This window comes from Trinickia sp., assembly GCF_036503415.1.
GTDB lineage: Bacteria > Pseudomonadota > Gammaproteobacteria > Burkholderiales > Burkholderiaceae > Trinickia.
Genome location: NZ_DASXWY010000058.1, coordinates 109,937 through 133,973, shown reverse-complemented (window position 1 = coordinate 133,973; position 24,037 = coordinate 109,937). Strand labels below are relative to the sequence as shown.

21 protein-coding genes are annotated in these 24,037 nt (G+C 59.1%); 20 read left to right on the top strand and 1 reads right to left on the bottom strand.

Going from position 1 to position 24,037, the window contains the following annotated elements; all coding sequences use genetic code 11:
• Positions 1-2: 2 nt before the first annotated feature.
• On the bottom strand, positions 3-947 hold the full coding sequence (locus VGL01_RS08245) for a LysR family transcriptional regulator (RefSeq protein WP_331568366.1): 945 nt from the start codon (positions 945-947) through the stop codon (positions 3-5).
• A gap of 271 nt (positions 948-1,218) precedes the next feature.
• On the opposite strand from VGL01_RS08245, the gene VGL01_RS08240 reads away from it, so the two are divergent.
• The 20 genes from VGL01_RS08240 to VGL01_RS08145 all read left to right on the top strand — a co-directional run bounded on the left by VGL01_RS08240 (position 1,219) and on the right by VGL01_RS08145 (position 24,033).
• Positions 1,219-2,577 (top strand): MFS transporter, encoded by a 1,359-nt coding sequence (locus tag VGL01_RS08240; protein ID WP_331568365.1) that lies wholly within the window; start codon positions 1,219-1,221, stop codon positions 2,575-2,577.
• Positions 2,578-2,856: 279 nt separating this feature from the next.
• Complete coding sequence (locus VGL01_RS08235) at positions 2,857-4,032, top strand: porin (protein WP_331568364.1); 1,176 nt, start codon at positions 2,857-2,859, stop codon at positions 4,030-4,032.
• A gap of 235 nt (positions 4,033-4,267) precedes the next feature.
• A complete protein-coding gene (locus VGL01_RS08230; protein WP_331568363.1) occupies positions 4,268-4,684 on the top strand; it encodes a DoxX family protein in 417 nt (138 codons plus the stop codon).
• Positions 4,685-4,946: 262 nt separating this feature from the next.
• The gene (locus VGL01_RS08225; protein ID WP_331568362.1) at positions 4,947-6,626 is read left to right on the top strand and encodes an ABC-F family ATP-binding cassette domain-containing protein; all 1,680 of its coding nucleotides are present in this window, start codon (positions 4,947-4,949) and stop codon (positions 6,624-6,626) included.
• 650 nt (positions 6,627-7,276) lie between these two features.
• The gene (locus VGL01_RS08220) at positions 7,277-7,693 is read left to right on the top strand and encodes a DoxX family protein (RefSeq protein ID WP_331568361.1); all 417 of its coding nucleotides are present in this window, start codon (positions 7,277-7,279) and stop codon (positions 7,691-7,693) included.
• Between the two features lie 221 nt (positions 7,694-7,914).
• Positions 7,915-8,718 (top strand): 2-oxo-hept-4-ene-1,7-dioate hydratase, encoded by an 804-nt coding sequence (gene hpaH / locus VGL01_RS08215; RefSeq protein WP_331568360.1) that lies wholly within the window; start codon positions 7,915-7,917, stop codon positions 8,716-8,718.
• An 11-nt stretch (positions 8,719-8,729) separates the two neighbouring features.
• Positions 8,730-9,533, top strand: a complete 804-nt coding sequence (gene hpaI, locus VGL01_RS08210) for a 4-hydroxy-2-oxoheptanedioate aldolase (RefSeq protein WP_331568359.1) — start codon at positions 8,730-8,732, stop codon at positions 9,531-9,533.
• Between the two features lie 83 nt (positions 9,534-9,616).
• Positions 9,617-11,092: an aldehyde dehydrogenase family protein gene (locus VGL01_RS08205; protein WP_331568358.1), complete on the top strand. Its 1,476-nt coding sequence runs from the start codon at positions 9,617-9,619 to the stop codon at positions 11,090-11,092.
• 25 nt (positions 11,093-11,117) lie between these two features.
• Positions 11,118-11,990 (top strand): extradiol ring-cleavage dioxygenase, encoded by an 873-nt coding sequence (locus tag VGL01_RS08200; protein ID WP_331568357.1) that lies wholly within the window; start codon positions 11,118-11,120, stop codon positions 11,988-11,990.
• A gap of 11 nt (positions 11,991-12,001) precedes the next feature.
• Positions 12,002-12,973: a fumarylacetoacetate hydrolase family protein gene (locus tag VGL01_RS08195; protein WP_331568356.1), complete on the top strand. Its 972-nt coding sequence runs from the start codon at positions 12,002-12,004 to the stop codon at positions 12,971-12,973.
• The gene (locus tag VGL01_RS08190; RefSeq protein ID WP_331568355.1) at positions 12,970-13,944 is read left to right on the top strand and encodes a 2-dehydropantoate 2-reductase; all 975 of its coding nucleotides are present in this window, start codon (positions 12,970-12,972) and stop codon (positions 13,942-13,944) included. The genes VGL01_RS08195 and VGL01_RS08190 overlap by 4 nt, the downstream gene beginning before the upstream one ends.
• Positions 13,945-13,995: 51 nt before the next feature.
• Positions 13,996-15,192, top strand: a complete 1,197-nt coding sequence (locus VGL01_RS08185) for an amino acid aminotransferase (protein WP_331568379.1) — start codon at positions 13,996-13,998, stop codon at positions 15,190-15,192.
• 58 nt (positions 15,193-15,250) lie between these two features.
• Complete coding sequence (locus tag VGL01_RS08180) at positions 15,251-15,814, top strand: VOC family protein (protein WP_331568354.1); 564 nt, start codon at positions 15,251-15,253, stop codon at positions 15,812-15,814.
• Positions 15,811-16,395, top strand: coding sequence for an amino acid synthesis family protein (locus tag VGL01_RS08175; protein WP_331568353.1), 585 nt, complete (start codon positions 15,811-15,813; stop codon positions 16,393-16,395). The genes VGL01_RS08180 and VGL01_RS08175 overlap by 4 nt, the downstream gene beginning before the upstream one ends.
• Before the next feature lie 23 nt (positions 16,396-16,418).
• The gene (locus tag VGL01_RS08170) at positions 16,419-17,291 is read left to right on the top strand and encodes a fumarylacetoacetate hydrolase family protein (RefSeq protein ID WP_331568352.1); all 873 of its coding nucleotides are present in this window, start codon (positions 16,419-16,421) and stop codon (positions 17,289-17,291) included.
• A gap of 441 nt (positions 17,292-17,732) precedes the next feature.
• The gene (locus tag VGL01_RS08165; protein ID WP_331568351.1) at positions 17,733-18,839 is read left to right on the top strand and encodes a porin; all 1,107 of its coding nucleotides are present in this window, start codon (positions 17,733-17,735) and stop codon (positions 18,837-18,839) included.
• A 47-nt stretch (positions 18,840-18,886) separates the two neighbouring features.
• Positions 18,887-20,350: an aldehyde dehydrogenase family protein gene (locus VGL01_RS08160; RefSeq protein WP_331568350.1), complete on the top strand. Its 1,464-nt coding sequence runs from the start codon at positions 18,887-18,889 to the stop codon at positions 20,348-20,350.
• Positions 20,351-20,486: 136 nt separating this feature from the next.
• Entirely contained in the window at positions 20,487-21,434 is a 948-nt protein-coding gene (locus tag VGL01_RS08155; protein ID WP_331568349.1) for a LysR family transcriptional regulator, read from the top strand.
• Between the two features lie 402 nt (positions 21,435-21,836).
• Positions 21,837-22,979, top strand: coding sequence for a branched-chain amino acid ABC transporter substrate-binding protein (locus VGL01_RS08150; RefSeq protein ID WP_331568348.1), 1,143 nt, complete (start codon positions 21,837-21,839; stop codon positions 22,977-22,979).
• Between the two features lie 103 nt (positions 22,980-23,082).
• Positions 23,083-24,033 (top strand): branched-chain amino acid ABC transporter permease, encoded by a 951-nt coding sequence (locus VGL01_RS08145; protein WP_331568347.1) that lies wholly within the window; start codon positions 23,083-23,085, stop codon positions 24,031-24,033.
• The last annotated feature ends 4 nt before the right edge of the window (positions 24,034-24,037 follow it).

The following is a 24,037-nucleotide window of genomic DNA, read 5'->3' as shown; positions in this document are numbered from 1 at the left end:
GACTACTCAAACTGCGTTGCAGGCGCCTTCATATTCCGAGGCGCGCATACCATCTCTGTCAGAAAATCGACGAAGGTGCGTACCTTGGCCGGCAAATGCCTACTGCTTGGATAGACGATCGATACCGGCAGCGGTGGGGGGCGAACGTCTGCCAACACTTCGACCAGCCGGCCGCTGCGCAATTCGTCCTCGACCGTGAAATCGAACAACTGCGCGAAGCCGCCATCGCTAAGCACGCTCTCGAGTGTCCCTAGCGGATGATCAAGCGTGATCGTGGGGCGAACGGCGACTTCATAAGCAGAACCTTCCCGCCCTGTGAATGCCCATGGCATCACGCGGCCGCTGTCGGGCATGATGAGCCCGTGGCACCTGTGTTCACGTAGATCCTCGGGCTTAGCCGGTGCTGAGTGCCGGCTCAGATAACCCGGCGATGCAACAACGCGAAGCTGGGCGGTGTGCAAAGTTCGTGCAACGAGCCGTGAATCGGCGATATGGCCTAAACGGATGGCAATGTCAAAGTCCTGCTTCACGAAATCTACCAGCGTGTTGGAGAGCGACACGACGACCTTGACTTGCGCCAGATAGCGCTCGACGTACGTTGGTATCAGCGGAATGATGCGCTTGATGCCATAGCTGTACGGCATACTGATCCGCAATTCCCCGCGCGGGATCCCGTATTGCGTCAACGTCTGTTCAGCCTCCTGAATGCTGTCCAACGCAAGTTGGCAGGCGCGGTAGTAGGCAAGACCCTCCTGCGTGAGCCGAATTGCACGCGTCGTGCGTTGAAAGAGCTTTAGTCCGAGCCGGTTCTCCAAGCGACCGACTGCTTTGCTCACGGCGGAGGGCGTCACGCCCAGCTCCGCGGCCGCCAAGCTGAAGCTGCGTGCCTTCGCGGCGGCACAGAAAAATTCGACTGCGCTCAATCTGTCGGTGCCCAAATCTTTCATGCCGTTCGTCTCCTTGTGCACGAAATGCCATTCCTAGTCTCGCTGGCTCGCGGAAGTATCGCAATTCTTTTCCCCGCGCGGGCGGTTACTTGTGCCCTATCGGCACAAGTAAAGTGCCATCCGGCACCTTTGTACAAGGGCGCGGGACGTCTACAGTCGCGTTGTGGATGGTAGGCCTAACCGGAAATGACGCGCATGAGTCGAGCGCATCGCAGGTGGATTAGCGTGACACGTCGTTCTTACTACAAATACGTTATCAGGAGACATCGCAATGGAGACTCCTCACAAGTCCGTCGACATCGTGGCCGTGATCGATGCCAGTCGGCTGAGCCGCTTTCAGATAGGGATATTGATACTGGTTGGCCTGTCTGTCGTCACAGACGGGTTCGACGTGCAAGCCATGGGCTTTGTTGCGCCCGCGATCATTCAGTCGTGGGGCATAAGCAAGGCCGCGTTCGGGCCCATATTCGGCGCCGGCCTGCTTGGCATGCTAATCGGTTCGCTCTTATTCTCGGTGGTCGCCGACAAGATCGGGCGGCGTCCGGTGCTGATTTGGGCCACGCTTGCCTACGCGCTGTGCATGCTCGTGACAGCGAGGGTGAGCACAATGACTGAGCTGCTCTCGCTTCGGTTCGTGACGGGCTTCGGTCTTGGCGCCATCATGCCGAATGCGATGGCCTTGGCCGGGGAGTTCAGTCCGAAGCGCAGACGAGTGACGCTGATGATGTGGGTCTCATGCGGCTTCACGATTGGCGCCACGCTCGGTGGATTTGTGTCTGCAGTGCTGATTCCAGCGTGGGGGTGGCAGTCCGTCTTCGTATTCGGTGGCATCGTGCCACTAGTCCTCGCGATGCTCATGTTGCGTTTCCTGCCCGAGTCGATGATGTTCTCGATCGTGCGCGGCGTCGGCCTCGAGCGTGTGGCGCACACGTTGCGGCGTATCGATCCGACTATGAGCATCGACACGGATACCCGATATGTCGTGTCGGAGAAGCGCCGCGACAAAGTGCCCGTAGTGGAGCTGTTTCGCGAAGGCCGCGCGAAGATGACACTGCTGCTCTGGGGCGTCAACTTCATGAACTTGCTGAACCTGTATTTTCTTTCCAACTGGCTTCCTACGATCGTCAAGAGCATCGGGTTGCCCATCTCGACGGCGGTGCTGATCGGTACCACGCTACAACTTGGGGGAGTCGCGGGCACTTTGGCGATGGGACCGGCGATCGACCGCATCGGATTCTCGAAAGTGTTGCTCCCAGCGTTTCTAGTCGCCGGCGCAGCCATTGCCGCGATCGGTCAGCCGGGGCTATCGCTTGTCATGTTGTTTGTTGCAGTCGGGGTGACAGGGTTGTGCATCATCGGGGGGCAGCCGGCCGTGAACGCGCTGGCCGCGACCTACTATCCTACGTCGCTGCGCTCCACTGGCGTTGGCTGGAGTCTCGGCATCGGCAGGATCGGATCGATCGTCGGGCCAGTGATCGGCGGTGAGCTAATTCGCTTGAACTGGTCGAACGCGACTCTATTCATCGCCGCCGCCGTTCCCGCGCTTATATCCGCATCGATGCTCGCGCTGATCGCTTCAGGGCGCCGCACGCTGAGGGAGGTGGCCCCAACAATACCCGAGGAAGCATGAGCGAAGCCGGGGCATCCATGGGCTCGCAAAGAGCGCGCGGCCGGTAAGCGGTCAAGAGGGCAGCGGCTGATGTGATCTTTGCCTCCCGCTTCGGTCCGGCTGGCAGTGACCGCCTTGAGCCAGGGGGCTGACCAGTCTCGATTGCAAAACCAAGAAGCGAAACGAACGTCTGAGGAGCGTTCCGGGCACTCGTCCAGTAGTGGACCAAGAGTGACGCGTGCTGTTCCATGCGTCCAGTTATTTAGGAATACTAAACAAATAAATAATTTGGAGACTTCAATGAAGAAGTGGATTGCTGTCTGCTCCGCCATGAGCGCGCTAACGGGCGTCGCCCATGCCCAGAGTGCTTTGACTCTCTACGGGGTAATTGACCAAGGGGTCAACATGATCACCAACGTCGGTGGCGGCCGTGTATACAACCTCACCAGCGGAGTGATGATGGGTAGCCGGTGGGGGTTGAAGGGAAGTGAAGAGTTAGGTGGCAATCTGAAGGCGATTTTCACTATCGAAAATGGGTTCGACGGAAGTACCGGCAAGTTCACACAAGGCGGACTTGGATTCGGACGACAGGCGTTTGTCGGCTTATCAAGTCCATACGGAACCGTCACGTTGGGTCGCCAATATGATTCCGTCGTTGACTACGTTGGTGTGCAGATCGCGGCAGACGTGTTTGGCGGATATATTGCGGCGCACCCTGGTGATGTCGATAACTTCAACAACTCGTTCCGTGCGAACAATGCGATCAAGTTCACAAGTTCGAATTATCGTGGCTTCACCTTCGGGGGGCTCTACAGCTTCGGTGGTGTGGCTGGCGATTTCACGCGCAGTCAACTGTTTTCGCTAGGCGCCGGCTATAAAAGTGGACCACTTCAGCTCGGCATCGGTTATCTGAACGCACGAAATCCGAACGTCGGATTCTTCGGAAACAGCACGACAGGAACGCCTTCCGCATCGGTGACCAACTTGGCGTCTGCGGTCACCCGAGGCTTTGGGTCCGCGCATACCTATCAGGTTATCGGGGCGGCTGGCACATACACGTTCGGTAGTGCGTCGATAGGGGTGACGTATTCGAATGTGAAGTTCGAGAATCTCGGCTCCACTTTTTCCGCACCGACATACGCTGGAGAGACAGCGACATTCAATGTAGGAGAATTGAATTTCCGCTATTTGGTCGCTCCGACTCTCATGCTCGGTGCTGCGTACGATTACACGCGCGGAAGCTCATTCGGTGGCGCTCCCGCAGCGCAGTACCACATGGGCGTCCTCGGCGCGGACTACTTCCTATCGAAGCGGACGGACGTCTATCTGGTGGGGGCCTTCCAGCATGCTTCTGGTTCCACGCTGGCAGCGGATGGGAAGACGATAGTTCCCGCAGTCGCCAACATCAACCTGCTAAGCGCATCAAATGGTCCCAACCAAGCCACGATTCGAGTGGGCATTCGCGCCAAATTCTGAGCAATGGAATCCGTCTATTACGCGCCGACTTCGAAGTTCGCGCAGCGCGCTTCACCATGTCTTTGGTGCGCGAGGTAGCGTGACGGTCGTGGTGTGATGCTTTTCTGACGGCGATAGCGCGCGGACGCGAAACGAACGGAAGCTGTCGTAGGCCGATCGGCTAAATGCCGAAGGAATCGAACTCGGCTTGTGTGATGGCGAGATTTTATATTTTGGATCTTGATAGACAGGAGTGTTGAAAGTGAAGATATTTATCGAGCAACGAAAGGACGCTTTTCTCCTCACCTCGCGCGTACTGATGATTGTTCTTTTCGTTCTGTTCGGCTGGAGAAAATTAACCCATTTCTCTGGGGCTGTGGCATATATGACCACGACGGGCGCGCCGATGCCTGAACTTTTCGCCATGACGGCGATCTTTATAGAAGTCGGCGTCGGGCTCGCACTCCTGGTCGGTTTCCGCACCCGCGCGTTCGCGTTGTTGTTGGCGGTCTATACGCTCGGCACCGCGGTGATCGGCCATCATTATTGGTCGATGTCGGGCATGACGCGCTTGGAGAACATGATCAATTTCTACAAAAACGTAAGTATCATCGGCGGTCTCGCGTTGCTCGCCGTGAGTGGTCCGGGCAGATATTCAATCGATCGGGAATGAGGCATCCGGCCGGCGGCGGCCCTCGTTCGGAAGGAGGAAAGCCAGCTCATTGACGCGGGGTCGACCGTACCGCCGTCCACGCGACCTTGCAGCGTGGGGGGATATCTCCAGTGTTCTGTCCCGGAAATAGCTTTGCGTACACGCCCGATCTTTTCGAGGATGGAATCGGCGGTGGGCGCCGCAAAGCGCAAGCGGATCAGAAAAGAGGCGGCACTGCACGTCGGGTCGGCTATCATGCCAATCTTCTCCGATGTAGCTCCTTATGATTTCCGTCCGTAATCTCACGCTGCGTCGCGGCGTTAATGTCGTACTCGACCGCGCGTCCATCACATTCACCCCCGGCGAAAAGATTGGCCTTGTCGGCCGCAATGGCGCCGGCAAATCGTCCTTCTTCGGCCTTCTCAACGGAACGCTGCACGAAGACAGCGGCGAGTTCTCGATTCCCGCTGCGTGGAAGATGGGCCAGGTCGCGCAGGAGATGCCGGAGACCGAGCAGAGCGCGACGGACTTCGTAATCGAGGGTGACACTGGGCTGTTGGCCGCACAGACCGAAGCAGCCGCCGCCGAAGCCAGCGACGACGGCATGCGCATGGCGCACGCCTACATGGCCCTGCACGACGCCGGTGCACACGATGCCCCTGCACGTGCCCAAGCGCTGATCCTGGGCCTTGGCTTCAGTGCTGCTCAGCTTAGTCAGCCGGTCAACAGCTTCTCCGGCGGCTGGCGCATGCGACTGCAACTGGCGCGCGCGCTCATGTGCCCGTCCGACCTGCTGCTGCTCGACGAGCCGACCAACCACCTCGACCTCGACGCGCTGGTCTGGCTGGAAGCCTGGCTCAAACGCTATCAAGGAACCCTGGTAGTGATCAGCCACGATCGCGAATTCCTCGACGCGGTGACGCAGGTGACGGTGCACGTCGACAACGCCAAGCTCGTGCGTTATGGCGGCAACTACAGCAAGTTCGAAGACATGCGCGCCGAGCAGATCGGGTTGCAGCAGGCCGCGGTGGCCAGGCAGGCAGACAAGATCGCGCATCTGCAGAAATTCATCGACCGATTCAAGGCCAAGGCCTCGAAGGCGAAACAGGCGCAGAGCCGGGTCAAGGCGCTCGAACGCATGGAGAAGATCGCACCTGTGCTGGCCGATGCGGAGTTCAACTTCGAGTTCAAGGAGCCCCTCAACGTCCCGAACCCGCTGTTGTCGATGCTGGACACGAGCTTCGGCTACCCGGCGCCGACCGGCGCGCTGCCGGGTACGCCGCCCACCGTCATCGTGCGCGGCATCAGCCGTTCCGTGCTGGCCGGGCAGCGGATCGGCATTCTCGGTGCCAACGGCCAAGGCAAGTCCACGCTGGTGAAGACCGTGGCGCACGCGCTGGCGCCGATCGCCGGCGAAATCAGCGAAGGCAAAGGTCTGAACATCGGCTACTTCGCCCAGCAGGAGCTCGACGTGCTGCGTCCGCTCGACACGCCGATGGAACACATGATCCGCCTTGCCAAGGAGACGCCGGCGCAAATGCGCGCCCCCGGCCAGAGTAGCACCGAACAATCGCTTCGCACCTTCCTCGGCACCTTCAACTTCAGTGGCGACATGGTCCATCAGGCGGTTGGCACGATGAGCGGTGGCGAAAAGGCGCGGCTCGTGTTGTGCATGATCGTGTGGCAGCGCCCGAACCTGCTGCTGCTCGACGAGCCGACCAACCACCTCGATCTGGCCACACGCGAAGCGTTAGCCATGGCGCTCAACGAATTCGAAGGCACGGTGATGCTGGTCAGTCACGACCGGGCCCTGCTGCGCGCGGTATGTGATGAGTTCTGGCTGGTCACCAGGGGCGGCGTCGAGCCCTTCGACGGCGATCTGGACGATTACCAGCAGTTCCTGCGCGACGAAGCCCGTCGCATGCGCGAGCAGGCTACCGCAGAGCAGAACGTCATCGTCTGAGTTGCCGTAGGCAGGCGTTGCATGGGAGGCGAAGCGCGAACGTTCGCCAACGTCTTGAGCATTCGCGCAGACAGGCGTGCTCCAATGCAAAATATCGGCCAATAACAGTCCTCCATGACGACGTTGCGGTGCGCCTGCTTCTCACCGTCCTAGCAGACATTCGTGGATGTCCGATCACTGATCTACGATCAAATCGAACGGCGCCGAATTCACTGCGACGAGACATAAGCCGTATCAGCGAATACAGCCGGGATCGCGAAGGCGAGCCTGATGAAGAAGCGTCCATGCATGTGTGAGGCCGTCGCATCTTGCCCACCGGCAGCAGCGTTGCGTGAAATCAGCACTATCAAGATTTTCTTTCTAATCGTCAGATATTCATTGCTTGTTGGTGGGCCTTCCCCATTTGAGAATGTGATCGGGGACGCATGCATAAGGGCAGATCACAGCCATGCGCGGGCGAAGGGCACGTTGCTCCTGATCGGAACTCGCAGCGGCAACGTCAAGTGTTCCACCAGCTTGTAAGCGATCGATCGAGCCTTTTGCAAATCAGTCGCGGCATTTCCCCAAAAGTTGTAACTACGCTCCGAAGGCCGTCGCCCATGGCTGGCTTTGGCGTGCCTGTTAGAGCGACATTCAAGTTAGGAGAGAGCGTGAACCATCAGGTAACTACACCAATAGCAGCCTTCGTGCTGCGCGTCAGCCTCGGCATTCTGTTTTTGGCGCACGCCGGGCTAAAGATCTTTGTCTTCACACTGCCGGGTACCGCGGAATTCTTTCAGTCGATTGGTCTACCTGGTTTCATGGCGTATTTGATTGCACTGCTGGAAGTGGTGGGTGGTGTAGCGCTTATCGTCGGGTTCTACGCTTCTTGGTTTGCGTTACCTCTTGCGCTCGACCTGCTAGGGGCAATCGTTACTGTTCACGGCAAGAACGGCTGGCTATTCACCAACAAAGGGGGCGGATGGGAATACTTGGTTCTGTGGATCGTCGCGCTCGTCGTGCAGTTCTTGATTGGCGACGGGGCATGGTCGGTGAAGCCCTCGCAATGGAAGCCAAGCCGTGCTTGAACGATCGGTGTAGAGAGGGGATGCGGGCGACTTGACCGGCTACACGTTCAATCTGCTGTCGCAAGGCGGATGGCCATAAGGCTCGCGCAGATGGTGAGCCATTCGATTGCTAACTTAGTCTTGTTAATCGACAAGAATTCGTCGCTTGTTTTGCACGATTCAGGCGCACAACAATGTCTCATCTCGAAGACAGATCGGCGATACGAGCCAAAGGAGCGGAGATGTTGAATTCCGAATTGCACCGCAGTTTGGCGCATGAGCTGCACGATGCCGAACGCAGCTGCATGCCAGTGCGGCAATTCTCGCAACGCTATCCGGAGATGTCGATCGCGGACTCATATGCAATCCAGCGCGCGTGGATGGCGATCAAGCGGGAGGAAGGTCGCAAGGTGATCGGTCACAAAATCGGTCTCACGTCACGCGCGATGCAGATCTCGGCGCAGATCAGTGAACCCGACTACGGCACGTTGCTCGACGACATGCTTGTCGAGGATGGAGGCGAAATCGAGGCATCTCGTTTCATCGTGCCGCGGATCGAGGTCGAGTTTGCATTCATTCTCAGCAAGCCCTTACGTGGACCCTCAGTCTCCATGTTCGACGTGCTGGAGGCCAGCTCCTACGTTTTCCCCGCGCTCGAGCTGATCGACGCACGCACCGAGCGCATCGACGCGGTGACCAAGGAGCCGCGCAAAGTGCTCGATACGATCGCCGATAACGCGGCGAACGGAGCAATTATTCCAGGTGGCCGTCCTGTCAAGGTCGATGCTTGCGACCTGCGTCGCGCGGGCGCTCTTCTGTATAAAAACGGCGTCGTCGAGGAGTCGGGATTGGGCGCGGCGGTGCTGAACCATCCCGCGAACGGCGTCGCGTGGCTCGCAAACAAGCTCAGTCAGCACGAGGAAGGGCTGGAGGTCGGCGAGATCGTGCTCGCCGGCTCATTCACGCGTCCCGTGGCGGCGTGCGCCGGTGATGTGTTCCACGCGGACTACGGCAGCCTGGGAAGCATCTCCGTCAGGTTCGTGTGAAGGAGCGGGCCTTGCAGACTCCGGAAAATTCATTCAAGCGCGCACTTTCGCAAGGTGAACCGCAGATTGGACTATGGCTCGGGTTGGCGGATGCGTATGCTGCCGAGCTTTGCGCGGGCTGCGGGTTCGACTGGCTGCTGATCGACGGCGAACATGCACCGAACGACCTGCGCTCGATCCTGCATACGCTTCAGGCGGTTGCCGCGTATCCGACGCATGGGGTTGTCCGCATTCCCGTGGGCAATCCCGTGCTGATCAAGCAGGTTCTTGAGCTGGGCGCGCAAACATTGCTGGTGCCGATGGTCGACGATGCCGAGCACGCACGGAAATTGGTGCAGGCAATGCGCTACCCGCCACGCGGTATCCGTGGGGTTGGCAGTGGGCTTGCACGCTCGTCGCGCTGGAATCGGATTGGCGACTATCTGACTTGCGCTGATGAGCAGAACTGCCTGCTCATCCAGGTCGAAAGCGTGACCGCGCTCGCCAATCTCGGTGAACTCTGCACCGTAGAGGGGGTGGATGGCATCTTTATCGGCGCGGCCGATCTGGCGGCTTCAATGGGCTACCTTGGCCAGCCGGCGCACCCGGAAGTTCGCGCCGCTGTGGAGCGGGGCATCGAAACCGTGGTGTCCTCCGGCAAAAGTGCAGGGGTGCTTTGCACTGACGAAAAACTCGCGCGGCAGTACCTCGACATGGGCGTGCGGTTTGCCGCGGTCGGCATAGACACGACGCTGCTGGCTGGGACAGCGAGCGCCCTGGCGTCGCGATTCAAGGGAAACGCCGTAGCGCCAGGCAGAGCGGGCAGCGTCTACTGATCATTCGCGATGCTGAGCTGTTAGCTGGAATGCATTTCACCTGACGACATTCAGCGAAATTTATGTCTCTGAGAGGAACAGTAATGAACGAACGTTATTTGGAAGTTGCAGGCGTGAAGGTGTCGCCCGACCTCTACGTCGATGGCAAGCGCATCGCCTGTACTACCACGTTCGAAAACTTCTCCCCGATCGACCAGCGCTCGCTGGGGATGATGTCTGAAGCAGGACCGCAGGAGGTCGATGCGGCGATTGAGGCCGCGCTGCGTGCGTTCCCGGCCTGGGCCGCGTTGGGGCCGGAGAAACGGAAAGCTTATCTCGATCGCTTTGCACAAGAGATCGGTAAGCGTGCCGACGAATTGTGTGTACTCGAAAGTAACGACGCTGGCGTTTTGCTCTCGCGCATGCGGCATGGTGTTGTACCGCGTGCCATGCTCAATCTGACGCATTTCGCGGCGCATGCGCTGACGCTGCAGGACCGCGTGATCGATACCGCGCAGGCCACCCATCGGGTGCGCCACGACCCGGCGGGCGTAGTCGCGATCATCACGCCGTGGAACTCGCCGTTGATGCTGGCGACCTGGAAAATAGGCCCCGCATTGGCTGCCGGGAACACGGTCATCCTGAAGGCGCCGGAATGGGCGCCGCTAACATCATCCCTCCTAGCCGATTGTGCCGATGCAGCTGGATTGCCGCCTGGGGTGTTCAATCTGCTGCAAGGCTCCGGCGCAAACACCGGCGCGGCGCTCGTCGCCGATCCGCGTTTGTCGCGCATATCCTTTACGGGCTCCGTACCTACCGCTCGCAAGATCGCGCAAGCCGCGGGAGCGAATCTCGTACCCTGCAGCCTCGAACTGGGCGGCAAATCGGCTTTCATCGTGCTTGAAGACGCGGATATCGAGCAAGCTGCCGCGACCGGCGCGCTCATGTATCGGAATGCCGGTCAGGTATGTCTTGCGGGTACTCGCTTTCTAGTCCATGAGCGAATTCGCGACACGTTCGTCGAGACGATGCGCATGAACGTCGCCTCGCTCCGAATCGGCGACCCGCGGGAAGAGGGCATCGAACTTGGCCCAATCATTCATCCGCGCCAGGTCGATCGTGTCCAAGGTTTCGTGCAGCGCGCCGTTGACGCGGGAGCCCGGCTACTTTGGGGCGGTCGAGCCCACCCCTACGGAGCCCAATACTTCGAGCCGACCATGCTCACCAGCGTGCAACAGCGCGACGAGATCGTGCAGCAGGAAGTGTTCGGCCCCGTCCTGACGTTGCAAACGTTCACAGACGATGGCGAAGTCGTAGCGCTTGCGAACGGCACGGACTACGGCCTGGGCGGCGTGTGTTACGGCGAGACGCAGCACGCAGCGGATGTGGCAGAGAAAGTCCGCACCGGGTTTATCTGGGTTAACAGCTTCGGTATTCGAGATCTCGATGCGCCCTTCGGCGGTGTCAAGCGTTCCGGGATCGGTCGCGAGGGCGGCGACTGGAGTTTCGAATTTTTTTGCGACGTGAAGGATGTGATGCTGCCGAAGCAACCGTTTCGCGCCAGCTTCAGCCATCGGTAAGTTCAGCGACAAACTGGAGAAAGGAATGGGTCAGATCGTAGGCGCGGCGGTGGTGTCGCACCATCCTGGCTTGATGCAATGCGAGGAATTCCGTGTCTTGCAAGGCGCAGGGACGGACTCCGACCTGATCGGAGGCTACCGGCGCGTACTGGATCGGATTGCCGCGGCCGAGCCGGATGTCATCGTCATTTTCGACTCGCATTGGTTCACGACCGGCTATCACTTGATCGATGCCGGCACCGGGTACAAAGGAACCTATATCTCGGACGAGATGCCTTGGTACCTCTACGGGGTACCGTATGACTATCGAGGGCACCCCGCGCTCGCCCGTCTCGTCGAAGACGTTGCTCGCGAAAAGGGTGTCCGTTCAAGGGCAATCGCAAATCCGGAACTTCCCCGCCACTATCCGACGATCAACGTCATCAAGCAAATGCAGCTCGAGGCGTGGCCGATCGTGACTGTGAGCTCGTGCCAGAACTGCGAGCCGCGACATTTTCTCGAGTCCGGCGCAGTAATAGGCGAAGCCATTCAACGCAGCGACTTGCGCGTCGTGCTGCTCGCCTCGGGGGCGCTCAGTCACAAGTTCAACGGGATCGACTGGAAGCCGAAACATCCTCGCATCTTTCATGAGAGCAATGTGTTTAGTGAGGAATACATTGCAAGCGACAGGCGCGCTATCGACCTCATGGCCGGGGGACGGCACGACGTTATCCTGGAAAATTGGGATCGTGACTATCGCAGGCTGCCTTGGGAGGCTTTCGGTGCGCATTACCTCCAGATGATTGGGGCGATGGGCGGCACTGCGTGCCGAGCGCGGGGCGTGGCGTTGTCCGCCTACGAGAACGCTCGTGGCACCGGCAACATCCATGTCTGGTTTGGCGATATCGATCACGAGTGAGGGCCACGCGCATGCAATTCGAATATCCGTACGCGAGCCTGCCGGCGGTGTTGCAGGGGCCGCGCGAAGAGCGCCGTCACGTTGTGGTTGGCGGAAGCCCGTACTGGGGCACGTTGATTGAAGCGGGGGAGCACGCCGGTCTATTACGTCTCGACGATGGCCGCACGGTCGATCCCTCATCTTTGGCGCACCTTCCGCCTGTATCGCCGAGCAAAATCGTCGCCGTGCATATTTCGTATTCGTCTCGCAGCTATGAGACTCGCAACAAGTCTCGGCCAACCGAGACACCGACGTACTTCACGAAGCCGCCGACATCGCTCAATGGCCACAACGGCCAGATCTTGAAGCCTGCCGACTGTCAGTATCTGAACTATGAGAGCGAATATGCGGTAGTGATCGGCAAGACCTGCCGCAACGTGTTGCCCGATGAGGCATGGGACTACATCGCGGGTTTTTGTCCGGCGCTCGATATGGGATTGCAGGACTTCCGCGACACCGATCAGGGCTCGATGCTGCGCGTCAAAGGCGCAGACACGTTGTTGCCGATCGGCCCTGGCATCGTGCGCGGCGTGAATATCTTCGAGCAGACACTGCGCACTTACCGAAATGGTCTGGTGGTGCAGGAAGCGCATATTGGCGAGGAAACGATCTGGGGCCCGCACTACGTAATTGCCGATCTCGCGCGTCACATCACGTTGCTTCCGGGTGACGTGATCCTGATGGGGACTCCATGTCATTCCCGATCGGTCGATCCTGGCGACATCGTCGAGTGCGAAATTACCGGCATCGGACGTCTCAAGGGAACCGTAACGGCGATTGCTGCGCCGCGCGCGGCAGCGCTGGGCGTCGGGCACGCGCCCACCGACAGTGCGGAGGTACGGCGCGTTGCGTTCGGATTCGATGAACGCGTGTCGGCGTATTTGAAAGATAACTATCGCACCGCGGGGAGCATGAAGCCGGGTGCGATCAAGGTGGAATCATGAAAATCGGCATCGTAGGTGCAGGCGCGATAGGCGGCTTGCTGGGCGTGTCGCTCGCGCAGGTCCAGGACGTCGATGTGTCGGTGCTTGCGCGAGGTGCGACCCTCGACGCGATGAATCGGCACGGTTGGCGTCTGCTCTCAGGCGGTGAGATGCGTACCGGCGCAGTCCGCGCCGACGCCGACCCCGCCGCACTCGGCCAGCAGGATGTGTTGATCGTTGCGGTTAAAGGACAGGCGTTGCCGAGTCTTGCATCGGCGCTCCGCCCCATGATCGGCGCAGACACCATCGTGCTGCCGGCGATGAATGGTGTGCCTTGGTGGTTTTGCAAAAAGATCGCGCAGTTCGATGGATACCCGCTGGAATCCGTCGATCCGGGTGGAAGGATTGACGACGCGATTTCGTTCGAGCACGTTGTCGGATGCGTCGTTCACGCCAGCGCGTCCACTCCCGAACCCGGAATGGTCGACCACAAAATGGGCCGTGGTCTGATCATCGGCGAGCCGTCAGGCGGCAGCAGTGCACGCGTCGATGGACTCGCTGGCGTACTACGCGCCGCTGGTTTCGACGTGACCGTGTCGGCCAATATCCGTCATGACATCTGGTACAAGCTCTGGGGCAACCTGACGATGAATCCAGTGTCGGCCATGACTGGCGCGACGATCGATCGTCTGCTTGGCGATCCGCTGGTGCGCGAATTCTGCTCGGCGGCGATGCGTGAGGCTGCGGAAATCGGCAGACGAGTGGGTTGTGTGATCAATCAATCGCCAGACGATCGCCATGCAGTCACAGCGAAGCTCGGCGCCTTCAAGACCTCGATGCTGCAAGACGTGGAGGCGGGGCGGGCAATGGAGCTCGACGCGATCGTCGGTGTCGTGCATGAGATCGGGCGTCGACTCGACGTCCCGACGCCCAGCGTTGACGCGTTGTTCGGGCTTTCCCGCCTGTTTGGCCGCTCTCACGCTCTTTACTGATGCGAGAAGCCGCTGATCCGCGTCGCTGTTTTTCCACACTGGAGTCAAATGATGTTCTCGAAAGTTGCTGCCTATGCGGGCGATCCGATCCTAAGTCTCAACGAAGATTTTCAGCGAGATCAGCGAACAGGGAAAGTCAATCTCACGATCGGTATCTACTTCGATGCCGCAGGGCGTGTGCCGGTGCTCGAATCCGTTCATCAGGCTGAGCACCAACTGCGGGAGGCGGCGGGTCCTCGGCCGTATCTGCCGATGGCGGGGCTACCTGGCTACCGCACGGGCGTCCAACGGCTTGTATTTGGCGAAGATTCTGCGGTCGTTCGCGAGGGACGAGTGGCAACCATCCAATCGCTTGGCGGCGGCGGGGCGCTCAAGGTCGGCGCGGATTTTCTCAAGAGCACCTTCGCCGACGCGAAAGTGTGGGTCAGTGATCCGACTTGGGACAATCACCGCGTCGTCTTCGAGCGCGCCGGATTCGAGGTTCGATCGTATCCGTACTACGACGCCACCACCGGCCGGCTTCGCTTCGACGCGCTGCTCGATGCAGTTCGCAACATCCCGCGTGGAGACATCGTTCTCCTGCACGCATGTTGCCATAACCCAACCGGCGTCGACCTGACGCCAGCACAATGGAGCCTGCTTGCCGATGCAATGCATGCTGGCGGCCTTTTAGCGTTCGTCGATATGGCTTATCAGGGTTTCGGCGACAGCCTGGACGACGATGCATTCGCGATACGCGAGTTCGTTCGCCAAGAAGTGCCTCTTCTTGTCGCGAATTCGTTTTCAAAAAACTTCTCGTTATACGGCGAGCGGTGCGGTGGGCTAAGCGTTGTATGTGCGAATGCGGGCGAAGCGGATCGCGTCCTTGGCCAGCTCTGCAATGCGGTACGCGGCAACTACAGCAACCCTCCGACGTACGGGGCAAGCGTGGTGTTGAGCATATTGAATTCCGATGCGCTGTTTTCCATGTGGCGCCGCGAGCTCGAACAGATGAAGATGCGTATTGCCACGATGCGTCGATCGATCCACGATCATCTATCGGCGCGAATCCCTGGCGCGTCGTTGTCGCGATACCTCGAACAGCGCGGGATGTTTACCTACACGGGGCTGAGCCCTGAGCAGGTGGATGTTCTGCGCGAGACCCATGGTATCTATCTGGTCCGATCCGGGCGCATGTGCGTGGCGGGGCTGAATGAATCGAACGTAGCGATCGTGGCAGATGCGATTGCTGCCGTGATGAAGAGCTAGAGCGTGCCGCGATAACCGGGCAATACAGCACGCCGTCCCATTCGCGAGAACGAACCAAATGACATCCACGCATCAGCGCCCCCAACTATCGCATCTTGGAATCTTTACAGATCAACAGCACCAGATGCAGATCTTTTACGAACAGGTTTTAGGGATGTTGGTCACGGATGTCGGTATTGCGCAAAAATTCAAGCGCCGTATCGTCTTCATGAGTTCGGCGGCAAGCCAGCATCATCAGTTCGTGCTGGTGCAGCGGGAACCCGGCGACCCGCCGCGCGGTCCGCTGTTTCAGATCTCATTCAAGGTTGTGTCGCTCGATGACATTCGGAGTGTGCAGCGCCGTGCACGTGAACACGGAGTGTCTCATTTTCGGCCGATGAATCACGGCAATTCGTGGTCGCTTTACTTCGAGGATCCGGAGCGCAACACCATTGAGATTTATCTCGATACGCCATGGTATGTGGGACAGCCGTTCGCCGACGATCTGGATCTGGGCTTGACAGATGACGAGATCTATCGGCTGACCGAAGAGCGTGTACGTGACCTGGAAGGTTCATGCCCCGCCTCGGAATGGTCCATGGCGATGGCTACCCGATTGGACTATGAAGGCGGCGTCCGGTGAGCAATTTCTCTATCCGGAAGCTCACCACCACGGTGGAGACCGTTTTTCACGATGGCGGCACTCGGGCAGTCAAGCCGCTACGCCTCGCGCTCGCCGCCGCGGTTATCGACAACCCGTACGCCGGTCGCTACCACGATGATCTATTGCCATTTCAAAAGGACCTGTATCCGCTTGCACTGCAATTGTCGAACACACTGCTGGAAGTCCTTGATGTCCACGCGAGCGAGGTTGAGGTATTCGGCAAAGGTGCAATCGTGGGAGTGGACGGTGAACTCGAGCACGCGGCAGCATGGCACAACCCCGGAGGTGCAGGCATTAAGGAGGTGCTAGGTGCACGAGGTTTCGTCAGCGCAGGGAAGATGATGGGTGCGCTGGGCGCGCGCTTGCAGATACCGCTCGTCTATATCAACTCCCCTTGGGTGCGCAGTCATTTCAATTCGATTGATCTTTCCATTTCAGATGCCCCGAGGCCGCGGGAGATTGTCTTTGCATTGGCCGTCGGCACGGGTGGCCGAATTCATGCACGCCTCGGTGGCTTCACAGCGGCGCAGGCCGAAGCGGGCGAAGAGCCGCGATTCTGAAACAAACTGGTAAGGTGATCCGAATGAAATTTGTCTCGTACTCGATCGATGGCGAAGCGCACTACGGCGTCTTGAAGGACCGAAGCGTAATCGATCTTACGTCCCGATTGCCATATCGGAACTTCGTCGAATTCATTGCGAGCGGTGACGATCATCCGATCCAGGAGCTGTTGGAAAGCGAGCATGGAGACTACTTGTACGAGAATCTAAGGCTGCTGCCCGTCGTTCCGGAAGCGGGGAAGATTCTCTGTATCGGCCTGAACTATCACGATCACGTGGCTGAGGCTGACAGGAAGCTCGGCGGGCGCGAGACGCCAACCAAGCCTATGGTGTTCGCCCGCTTCGCTGAGTCGCTGACTGGACATCGCGAGCCCATCCGCAGGCCGCGCGTGTCGCACCAGCTGGACTGGGAAGCAGAACTGCTGGTTGTGATCGGTACCCGCGTGCCTCGCTACACCTCCACCGGCCGTGCTCTCGAGCACGTGTACGGCTATTCTGTGATGAACGAAGCTTGCCTTCGCGACTACCAGTTCCACACGAGGCAATTGACGCCCGGAAAGAATTTCGAAAACACAGGGGCGATCGGTCCATGGCTTGTCACAGCCGATGAAATCCCCGATCCGCAAAATCTCGACATCGAAATGCGACTCAACGGCGAGGTCATGCAATCGAGTAACACGGCCGATATGGTATTCAGCGTCGCTCAACTGATCGCGTACATCTCGGAGTGGTTGCCGTTGAATCCTGGTGACCTGATTGCTACCGGAACGATGGGTGGGGTCGGGTTTGCCCGCGATCCCCAGATATTTATGAAGCCGGGTGACACGGCCGAGGTATCAATTTCCGGGATCGGGACGCTGCGCAATCGTGTCGAGGATGAGGTTATCGGTGCCTGATATCGCAATGCCGAGCGAGCGCCGAACGCTAGATTGCATATGAATGGTGGCCTCAATTCGGAGCACTTCGACGTCACCGCCGGGGCCACGCTCGTTGCTCAAAGCCGCCGAAGGTGCGTTGAACGCGAGGTGACGTGCCTCGATCTCATCGGGCTTGCATAGCAGGCACCAATCGTCAAAATTTCCTTTGCAATTGAAAAAAATCGATTGATTGTCGATAGCGAGTGTTCATTTAAGAATGGCCGCCAAGGCAAGCGGATCATCATATTGGTCTTCGCTTAGATGAGGACAATACACGCTCAATCATCGCTGCGTTGAACGTGTCTATCTACGCGTGTACGAGTCGATGTTCTGCTCGCCGCAATAAAAAATAAGCATTGCCGATCAAGAGACTTCCTTCAAGAAAGGAAGATATTTAGTGCGACAAAGGAGGAGATAGGTATGAACAAACGGAGACTTTCTCTTGCAACGCTCGGAGTGGCAGCTGCGCTTGCGGCTAATTGTGCGTTCGCACAAAGTTCGGTCACACTCTACGGCATTGCAGATACCAGCCTGCGATATATAACTAACGCTGATGCCCAGGGGCGCGACCGAGTCTTCATGACCAATGGAGCCATTACTGGCAGTCGTTGGGGGTTGAAGGGTTCCGAAGATCTCGGCGATGGCCTCTCGACGGTGTTTCGCCTGGAGAATGGATTTAATGTTCAAAACGGCTCCTTCTCGTCCCCTGGCACCGAGTTCAACCGCATGGCTTACGTCGGGTTGTCCAGTAGCCGATACGGCGTTTTGACTTTTGGTCTCCAGAATACGCCGCTCTTCGACCAACTCGGCGATATATACGATCCCTTGACGGTCGGCAACTACAACCAGACCGAATGGCTGCCCGTCGCACTTAGCGCGGGTCTGCGCAACAGCAATTCAGTCAAGTACAACGGAAAATTCGCCGGACTGAACGTGGAGGGTATGTATGCCTTCGGCGGCGTGCCGGGCAGTTTCGGCGCTGGCAATATGTATGGGTTCACGGTGTCGTATACGCTGGGTGGCCTGTCATTGGACACGGGGTACCAGCAGAACAGCGATCAGAGCAACAACAAGGAGCGAGTGGTCAATGTCAGCGCGCTGTACTCGATCGGCAAGGTCAAGGCATACCTTGGCTGGCTGCACTCGCAGGACAACACTGGCAACGTCGACTTCCTGATGTTCGAAACAGGCGATGTCAGCAATTTTGATCCCGCCATAAAGACGCGAGCGAACACGAACCGGATCGATGATGGCTTCTACGCAGGCACCAGCTGGCTCGTCACTGCGCCTTTGACGTTGACGGTGGCTGCATATTATGACCGCATGCGGAACGCCTTGAGCAGCGACGGAACTCTCGGGCGCGGCAACCGCTATGCGCTGGCAGGGGTAGCCGAATACGCGCTGTCCAAGCGCACGGAAGTCTACGGCGAGGTCGACTATAACCACGCGAATGGTGCAGCGACGGTCGATCTCCCTAGCAAAAATAGCCAGACAGGAGTCAGCATCGGGTTCCGAACGAGCTTCTGAGCGGCAATAGCGCTATTCAGAAGTATGGTGAACAAAGGGTTTTGATCATGCATTGCAATTACATAGCGGGCGAATGGGTGTCGGGAGCGGATGCGGCTTCGAACATCAACCCATCGAACACGCGCGATACCATCGGCCTGTATGCGCGTGCCAGTCGCGAACAGGCCCAACAGGCGGTGGCCGCAGCCGAGGCTGCCTTGCCGGTGTGGTCGCGAACGACGCCGCAGCAACGCTTCGATGTGCTCGACGCGGTAGGTACTGAATTGTTGGCACGCCGCCAAGAACTCGCAGACCTGCTTGCACGCGAGGAAGGAAAAACCCTGTCCGAGGCAGTCGGCGAAGTGACGCGCGCGGGACAGATTTTCAAGTTCTTTGCCGGCGAAACGATGCGTGCATCGGGAGAATTGGCGGCGTCGACGCGCGCGGGAATGACGGTGGAGATGACCCGCGAGCCTGTCGGAGTCGTCAGCATCATCACGCCATGGAACTTTCCGATCGCAATTCCCGCTTGGAAAATAGCGCCAGCACTCGCCTATGGGAACACGGTCGTTTTCAAGCCTGCCGATCTCGTACCAGGGAGCGCATGGGCGCTTGCGGATGTGCTTAGCAGGACCGCGTTGCCGGCGGGCGCGTTCAATCTCGTGATGGGACGAGGGAGAGATATCGGAGGTGTGCTGCTCGACGATGCGCGTGTGAGTGGCGTAAGCTTCACTGGATCGGTCGCGGTAGGTCGTCAGGTCGCACAGTCATGCGTACGCAGGGCTGGGGCAATGGCCAGGTTCCAACTCGAGATGGGCGGAAAAAATGCCCTTGTCGTACTGGACGACGCTGACCTGGACGTGGCGGTCGAGTGCGCGACTAACGGCGCATTCTTCTCCACGGGGCAACGATGCACCGCGTCTTCACGGCTCGTCGTGACCGAAGGCATCCACGATCGCTTCGTCGCGGCGTTGATTGAGCGGATGAAAAGGCTCGTCGTTGGGGACGCACGGGGCGCTGAGACGACAATCGGTCCCGTCGTTGACGCGCAGCAACTCGCTCAGGATATCGACTACATCGCAATGGGTCGGGCGGAGGGTGCACACGTGGCGTACGGCGGTTCGGCTATCGATCCCCATCCGAACGGCCAGCCCGGCTTCTATCTGCAACCTACGCTCTTCACAGAGACCAATAGCACGATGCGGATTAATCAAGAGGAGATCTTCGGGCCGGTCGCCAGCGTGATTCGGGTCAAGGATGCGGACGAGGCTTTGGTGGTCGCCAACGATACACAGTTCGGGCTTTCCGCCGGCGTTGTCACGACCTCGCTCGGTCACGCCGCGCATTTCAAGCGTCATCTTCAAGCCGGAATGGTGATGGTCAATGCGCCGACCGCCGGAGTGGATCCGCACGTGCCTTTCGGCGGTCGTAAAGCGTCGAGCTACGGCCCGCGCGAACAGGGGCGCTACGCTGCCGAGTTCTACACTACAGTCAAGACGGCTTACGTCGCTGCTGGAGAGAGGGACGCGTGACGAAACCTGTAGCCACTCCCTACGTGACAACGGACGCAACTGGACGAAATCTGGAGGCGGCCCTGCGTACAACCGGGTTGCCCGATGTTCCAAGGATATGGCAGATTCTCGTATTCGACAGCCTCGGTGACGACCCATGCCACTAACACGGATTACGCTGCGTCAGCTTGAAGCCTTTCTAGTCGTGGCCGAGCAACGAAGCTTTGCGCTGGCCGGGGAGCGCATGGGGCTGACGTCTTCCGCCGTGAGTCAAATGGTCGGGGAACTGGAAGGGTTGATCGGTTTCCGCTTGTTCGACAGAACGACGCGTCGCGTGTCTCTGACGAGCGCGGGGCAGGACTTTCTTAGTTCGGCTGAGTCGGTGTTGAGGCACGTCCAAGCAGCGGAAACGGCGGCGAGTGACCTCCGCAATCAAGCGGCGGGAATTGTCCGAGTCGGCGCGCCGCTTGTGCTCGCAGCCACAGTATTGCCCGCCGCGATCAAGGCCTACTCATCGAAGTGTCCGAAGGTCGTCGTACGCATCCGGGATACGCCCGTCGAGGCGCTCGTCGACCGTGTGGCAAACCGCGATGTCGATCTTGCACTGGGCCCTAATCGACCGACTGGAGGTGCTGTTGAATCCTCGGTCGCGTTCGAAAGTCCATGGGTCATGTGGTGTCACTCCTCATTTCCGTTTGCCTCGCGCGATCCAGTCACATGGGCGGAGCTACGCGAAGCGCCATTGGTCGCGGCAGGACGGGACCACGAACTGAGCGTCGAGCGGATGCGCAGCAATGCGCCGCCTGAAACACGAATCGTGCCGGTAGACGTCGTCGATAATGTCACCACAGCGCTTGGCCTCGCTGCGCAGGGGTTGGCGGCGACGCTAGCTCCACAATATGTCGGCTTGCTCGCGAAGTCGTTCGGTCTCGTCATGAGGCGCGTGGTTGAGCCCGAGACGATCCGACAGATCTGTGTCTATCACCCCGTCGCGCGCGCCAGTTCACCGGCAGCTGAGGGCTTCCTGGCGTTTCTGACTGAATGGCTGCCGAACTGGCATAACGAGTTAGTGTCCTCCGAATTTGGGCGCGGCGCGCCAACGTAGGGAACTTCAACACACTCTTCTGCGCTTCGAGCATTGCGGAGCAATATTTCCATTTCTGCCACGCGCGCATTTCCGCAACGCCCAGGTCTTCATGTCTCGCCGTTGCACGGCCGTCGACAACGTTATGCCGGGAAGCACAGTTAGTGCGCTCTCCAGCTTGAGGCAGTGCGTCCACACAGATCCATAATGCGGCGCTCAGTGCCGCTGAAAGTGCTCAAGGTAATCAACGCAGTCCACGAGCATCTCGCTGCTTAATTATCAAGTTTGTCTTAACAAGTCGACAGAATCGATTGCTTGTTGAGCAGCGATCGCTAGCCCAGAATCCGTCCGAACGACATGTAAAAGCGACCGCGTAATGCGTCGCCCGGAGACGCGCCTTCACAGAACGGAGACTGATTGAGTATGAAAGCCACATATCGAAAGCTAATGCCTGCCACTGCGTTGGCGATGCTGCTTCTGGCGGCGAAGACGAATGCGAAGGCTGACGAGGTGATTCAGATCGGCCAAGTCGGACCGCTGACCGGGCAGATCGCTCATCTTGGAAAGGATGAGGAGAACGGCGCACGCCTCGCAGTCGAAGAGATCAATAAGAAGGGGCTCATGATCGGCGGCCAGAAAATCATGCTGCAGCTCGATGCGCAGGACGATGCGGCTGATCCGCGCTCCGCCACCCAAGTGGCGCAGAAGCTCGTCGACGACCATGTCGTCGCCGTGGTCGGTCACCTCAATTCTGGGACGTCGATTCCGGCGTCCAAGATTTACAGCGACGCAGGTATTACGCAGATCTCACCGTCGGCTACGAATCCGCAGTACACGCTCCAGGGTTTCAAGACGGCATTTCGCGTTGTTGCGACGGATGCGCAGCAGGGCCCGGCGCTCGCGAAATACGCGAAGCAGCAAGGCGTAAAGACGGTAGCGGTCGTCGATGATTCGACAGCCTATGGGCAAGGTCTCGCGAATGAGTTCGAAAGACAAGCAAAGACCCTTGGCATCAAGGTGCTGTCGCACGACGCAACGAACGACAAGGCTGTCGACTTTCGGGCAATCCTGACCAAGATCAAGGGTGAGAATCCCGACGCAATCATGTATGGCGGGATGGACGCAACGGGTGGTCCGTTTGCGAAGCAGGGCAAGCAACTCGGCTTGAGAGCCAAGGTGTTCGGTGGCGACGGTCTCTGTTCCGAAGATCTTGCGAATCTGGCGGGTTCGGCAACCGACGAGGTGGTGTGTTCGCAGGCTGGTATGGCAATTGAGAAGATGCCCGGAGGCAAGCAATTCGAGAACAAATACATGGCGCGCTTTCACCAGCCGATCGTGCTCTACGCTCCGTTCACCTACGACGCGGTGTACATCATCGTCGATGCCATGAAGCATGCCAATTCGGTCGACCCGGCGAAGATTCTCGCGGCCATGCCAGCCACGAACTATAACGGCGTGATCGGCAACGCGCAGTTTGACGAGCACGGCGACTTGAAGCACGGCGTGATTTCTCTGTACGGATACAAGTTGGGCAAGCGAACGCTGCTCGACCTCGAACAGATGTAAGCGACGTACGCATAGGTCTTTCATGCAACGACAGGGCGGGGCTGCGCGGCCATGCGGGCGGGAATCGCCGAGTCGCGCGCCCGCCGAATCGAGATCTACAAGAATGGACATTTTCATCCAGCAGATCGTTAACGGGCTGGTGCTTGGCAGCGTATACGCCATCATCGCGCTGGGCTACACGATGGTGTATGGCATTCTCGGCATCATCAACTTTGCGCATGGCGATGTGCTGATGGTGGGCGCGATGGTGGCGCTCTCGGCCATCACGGTGCTGCAGAATCATTTCCCCTGGCTCGGCCATGTCGCCACGCTCTTCATCGCGCTGATCATTGCGGCGATTGTCTGCGCGGTGGTCGGGTATGCGATCGAAAAGATCGCATACCGGCCGTTGCGGCGCGCGCCTCGTCTCGCCCCGCTGATCACGGCGATCGGCGTGTCGATCCTGCTCGAAACCCTCGCGATGATGATCTGGGGGCGCAACCCCCTTGCGTTCCCGCAGCTGCTGCCGACCGATCCGATCAACGTGATCGTCTCCGGTCCGAACAACCCGGGCGCCGTGATCTCGGCCACTGAAATCACGATCGTCGTCGTTGCGTTCCTGATGATGGGCGCGCTGCTGCTGCTCGTGCACAAGACGAAGCTCGGCCGCGCAATGCGCGCCATCGCGGAGAACCCGAACAACGCAAGCCTGATGGGCGTGAACCCGAATTTCGTGATATCGGCGACCTTCATGATCGGTTCGGCTCTGGCCGCGCTGGCGGGTGTGATGATCGCGTCGGAATACGGCAACGTGCACTTCTACATGGGCTTCATCCCGGGCATGAAGGCGTTTACCGCCGCTGTGCTGGGCGGAATTGGCAACCTGGGTGGCGCGATGGTTGGCGGCGTGCTGCTCGGACTCATCGAGCAACTCGGTGCCGGCTATATCGGCAACCTCACGGGCGGCGTGTTCGGTAGTAACTATCAGGACGTGTTCGCGTTCATCGTGCTGATCGTGGTGCTGGTGTTCCGCCCGTCGGGTTTGCTGGGCGAGCGCGTCGCGGATCGTGCGTAAGGAG

Bases quoted from the DNA above. Each gene is read 5' to 3' on its own strand.
- VGL01_RS08170 (WP_331568352.1), top strand. From the start codon at position 16,419: ATGAAATTTGTCTCGTACTCGATCGATGGCGAAGCGCACTACGGCGTC.
- hpaH (WP_331568360.1), top strand. From the start codon at position 7,915: ATGTTGAATTCCGAATTGCACCGCAGTTTGGCGCATGAGCTGCACGAT.
- VGL01_RS08240 (WP_331568365.1), top strand. From the start codon at position 1,219: ATGGAGACTCCTCACAAGTCCGTCGACATCGTGGCCGTGATCGATGCC.
- VGL01_RS08160 (WP_331568350.1), top strand. From the start codon at position 18,887: ATGCATTGCAATTACATAGCGGGCGAATGGGTGTCGGGAGCGGATGCG.
- VGL01_RS08200 (WP_331568357.1), top strand. From the start codon at position 11,118: ATGGGTCAGATCGTAGGCGCGGCGGTGGTGTCGCACCATCCTGGCTTG.
- VGL01_RS08185 (WP_331568379.1), top strand. From the start codon at position 13,996: ATGTTCTCGAAAGTTGCTGCCTATGCGGGCGATCCGATCCTAAGTCTC.
- VGL01_RS08145 (WP_331568347.1), top strand. From the start codon at position 23,083: ATGGACATTTTCATCCAGCAGATCGTTAACGGGCTGGTGCTTGGCAGC.
- VGL01_RS08190 (WP_331568355.1), top strand. From the start codon at position 12,970: ATGAAAATCGGCATCGTAGGTGCAGGCGCGATAGGCGGCTTGCTGGGC.
- VGL01_RS08235 (WP_331568364.1), top strand. From the start codon at position 2,857: ATGAAGAAGTGGATTGCTGTCTGCTCCGCCATGAGCGCGCTAACGGGC.
- VGL01_RS08205 (WP_331568358.1), top strand. From the start codon at position 9,617: ATGAACGAACGTTATTTGGAAGTTGCAGGCGTGAAGGTGTCGCCCGAC.
- VGL01_RS08225 (WP_331568362.1), top strand. From the start codon at position 4,947: ATGATTTCCGTCCGTAATCTCACGCTGCGTCGCGGCGTTAATGTCGTA.
- VGL01_RS08180 (WP_331568354.1), top strand. From the start codon at position 15,251: ATGACATCCACGCATCAGCGCCCCCAACTATCGCATCTTGGAATCTTT.
- VGL01_RS08150 (WP_331568348.1), top strand. From the start codon at position 21,837: ATGAAAGCCACATATCGAAAGCTAATGCCTGCCACTGCGTTGGCGATG.
- VGL01_RS08245 (WP_331568366.1), bottom strand. From the start codon at position 947: ATGAAAGATTTGGGCACCGACAGATTGAGCGCAGTCGAATTTTTCTGT.
- VGL01_RS08155 (WP_331568349.1), top strand. From the start codon at position 20,487: ATGCCACTAACACGGATTACGCTGCGTCAGCTTGAAGCCTTTCTAGTC.
- VGL01_RS08195 (WP_331568356.1), top strand. From the start codon at position 12,002: ATGCAATTCGAATATCCGTACGCGAGCCTGCCGGCGGTGTTGCAGGGG.
- VGL01_RS08165 (WP_331568351.1), top strand. From the start codon at position 17,733: ATGAACAAACGGAGACTTTCTCTTGCAACGCTCGGAGTGGCAGCTGCG.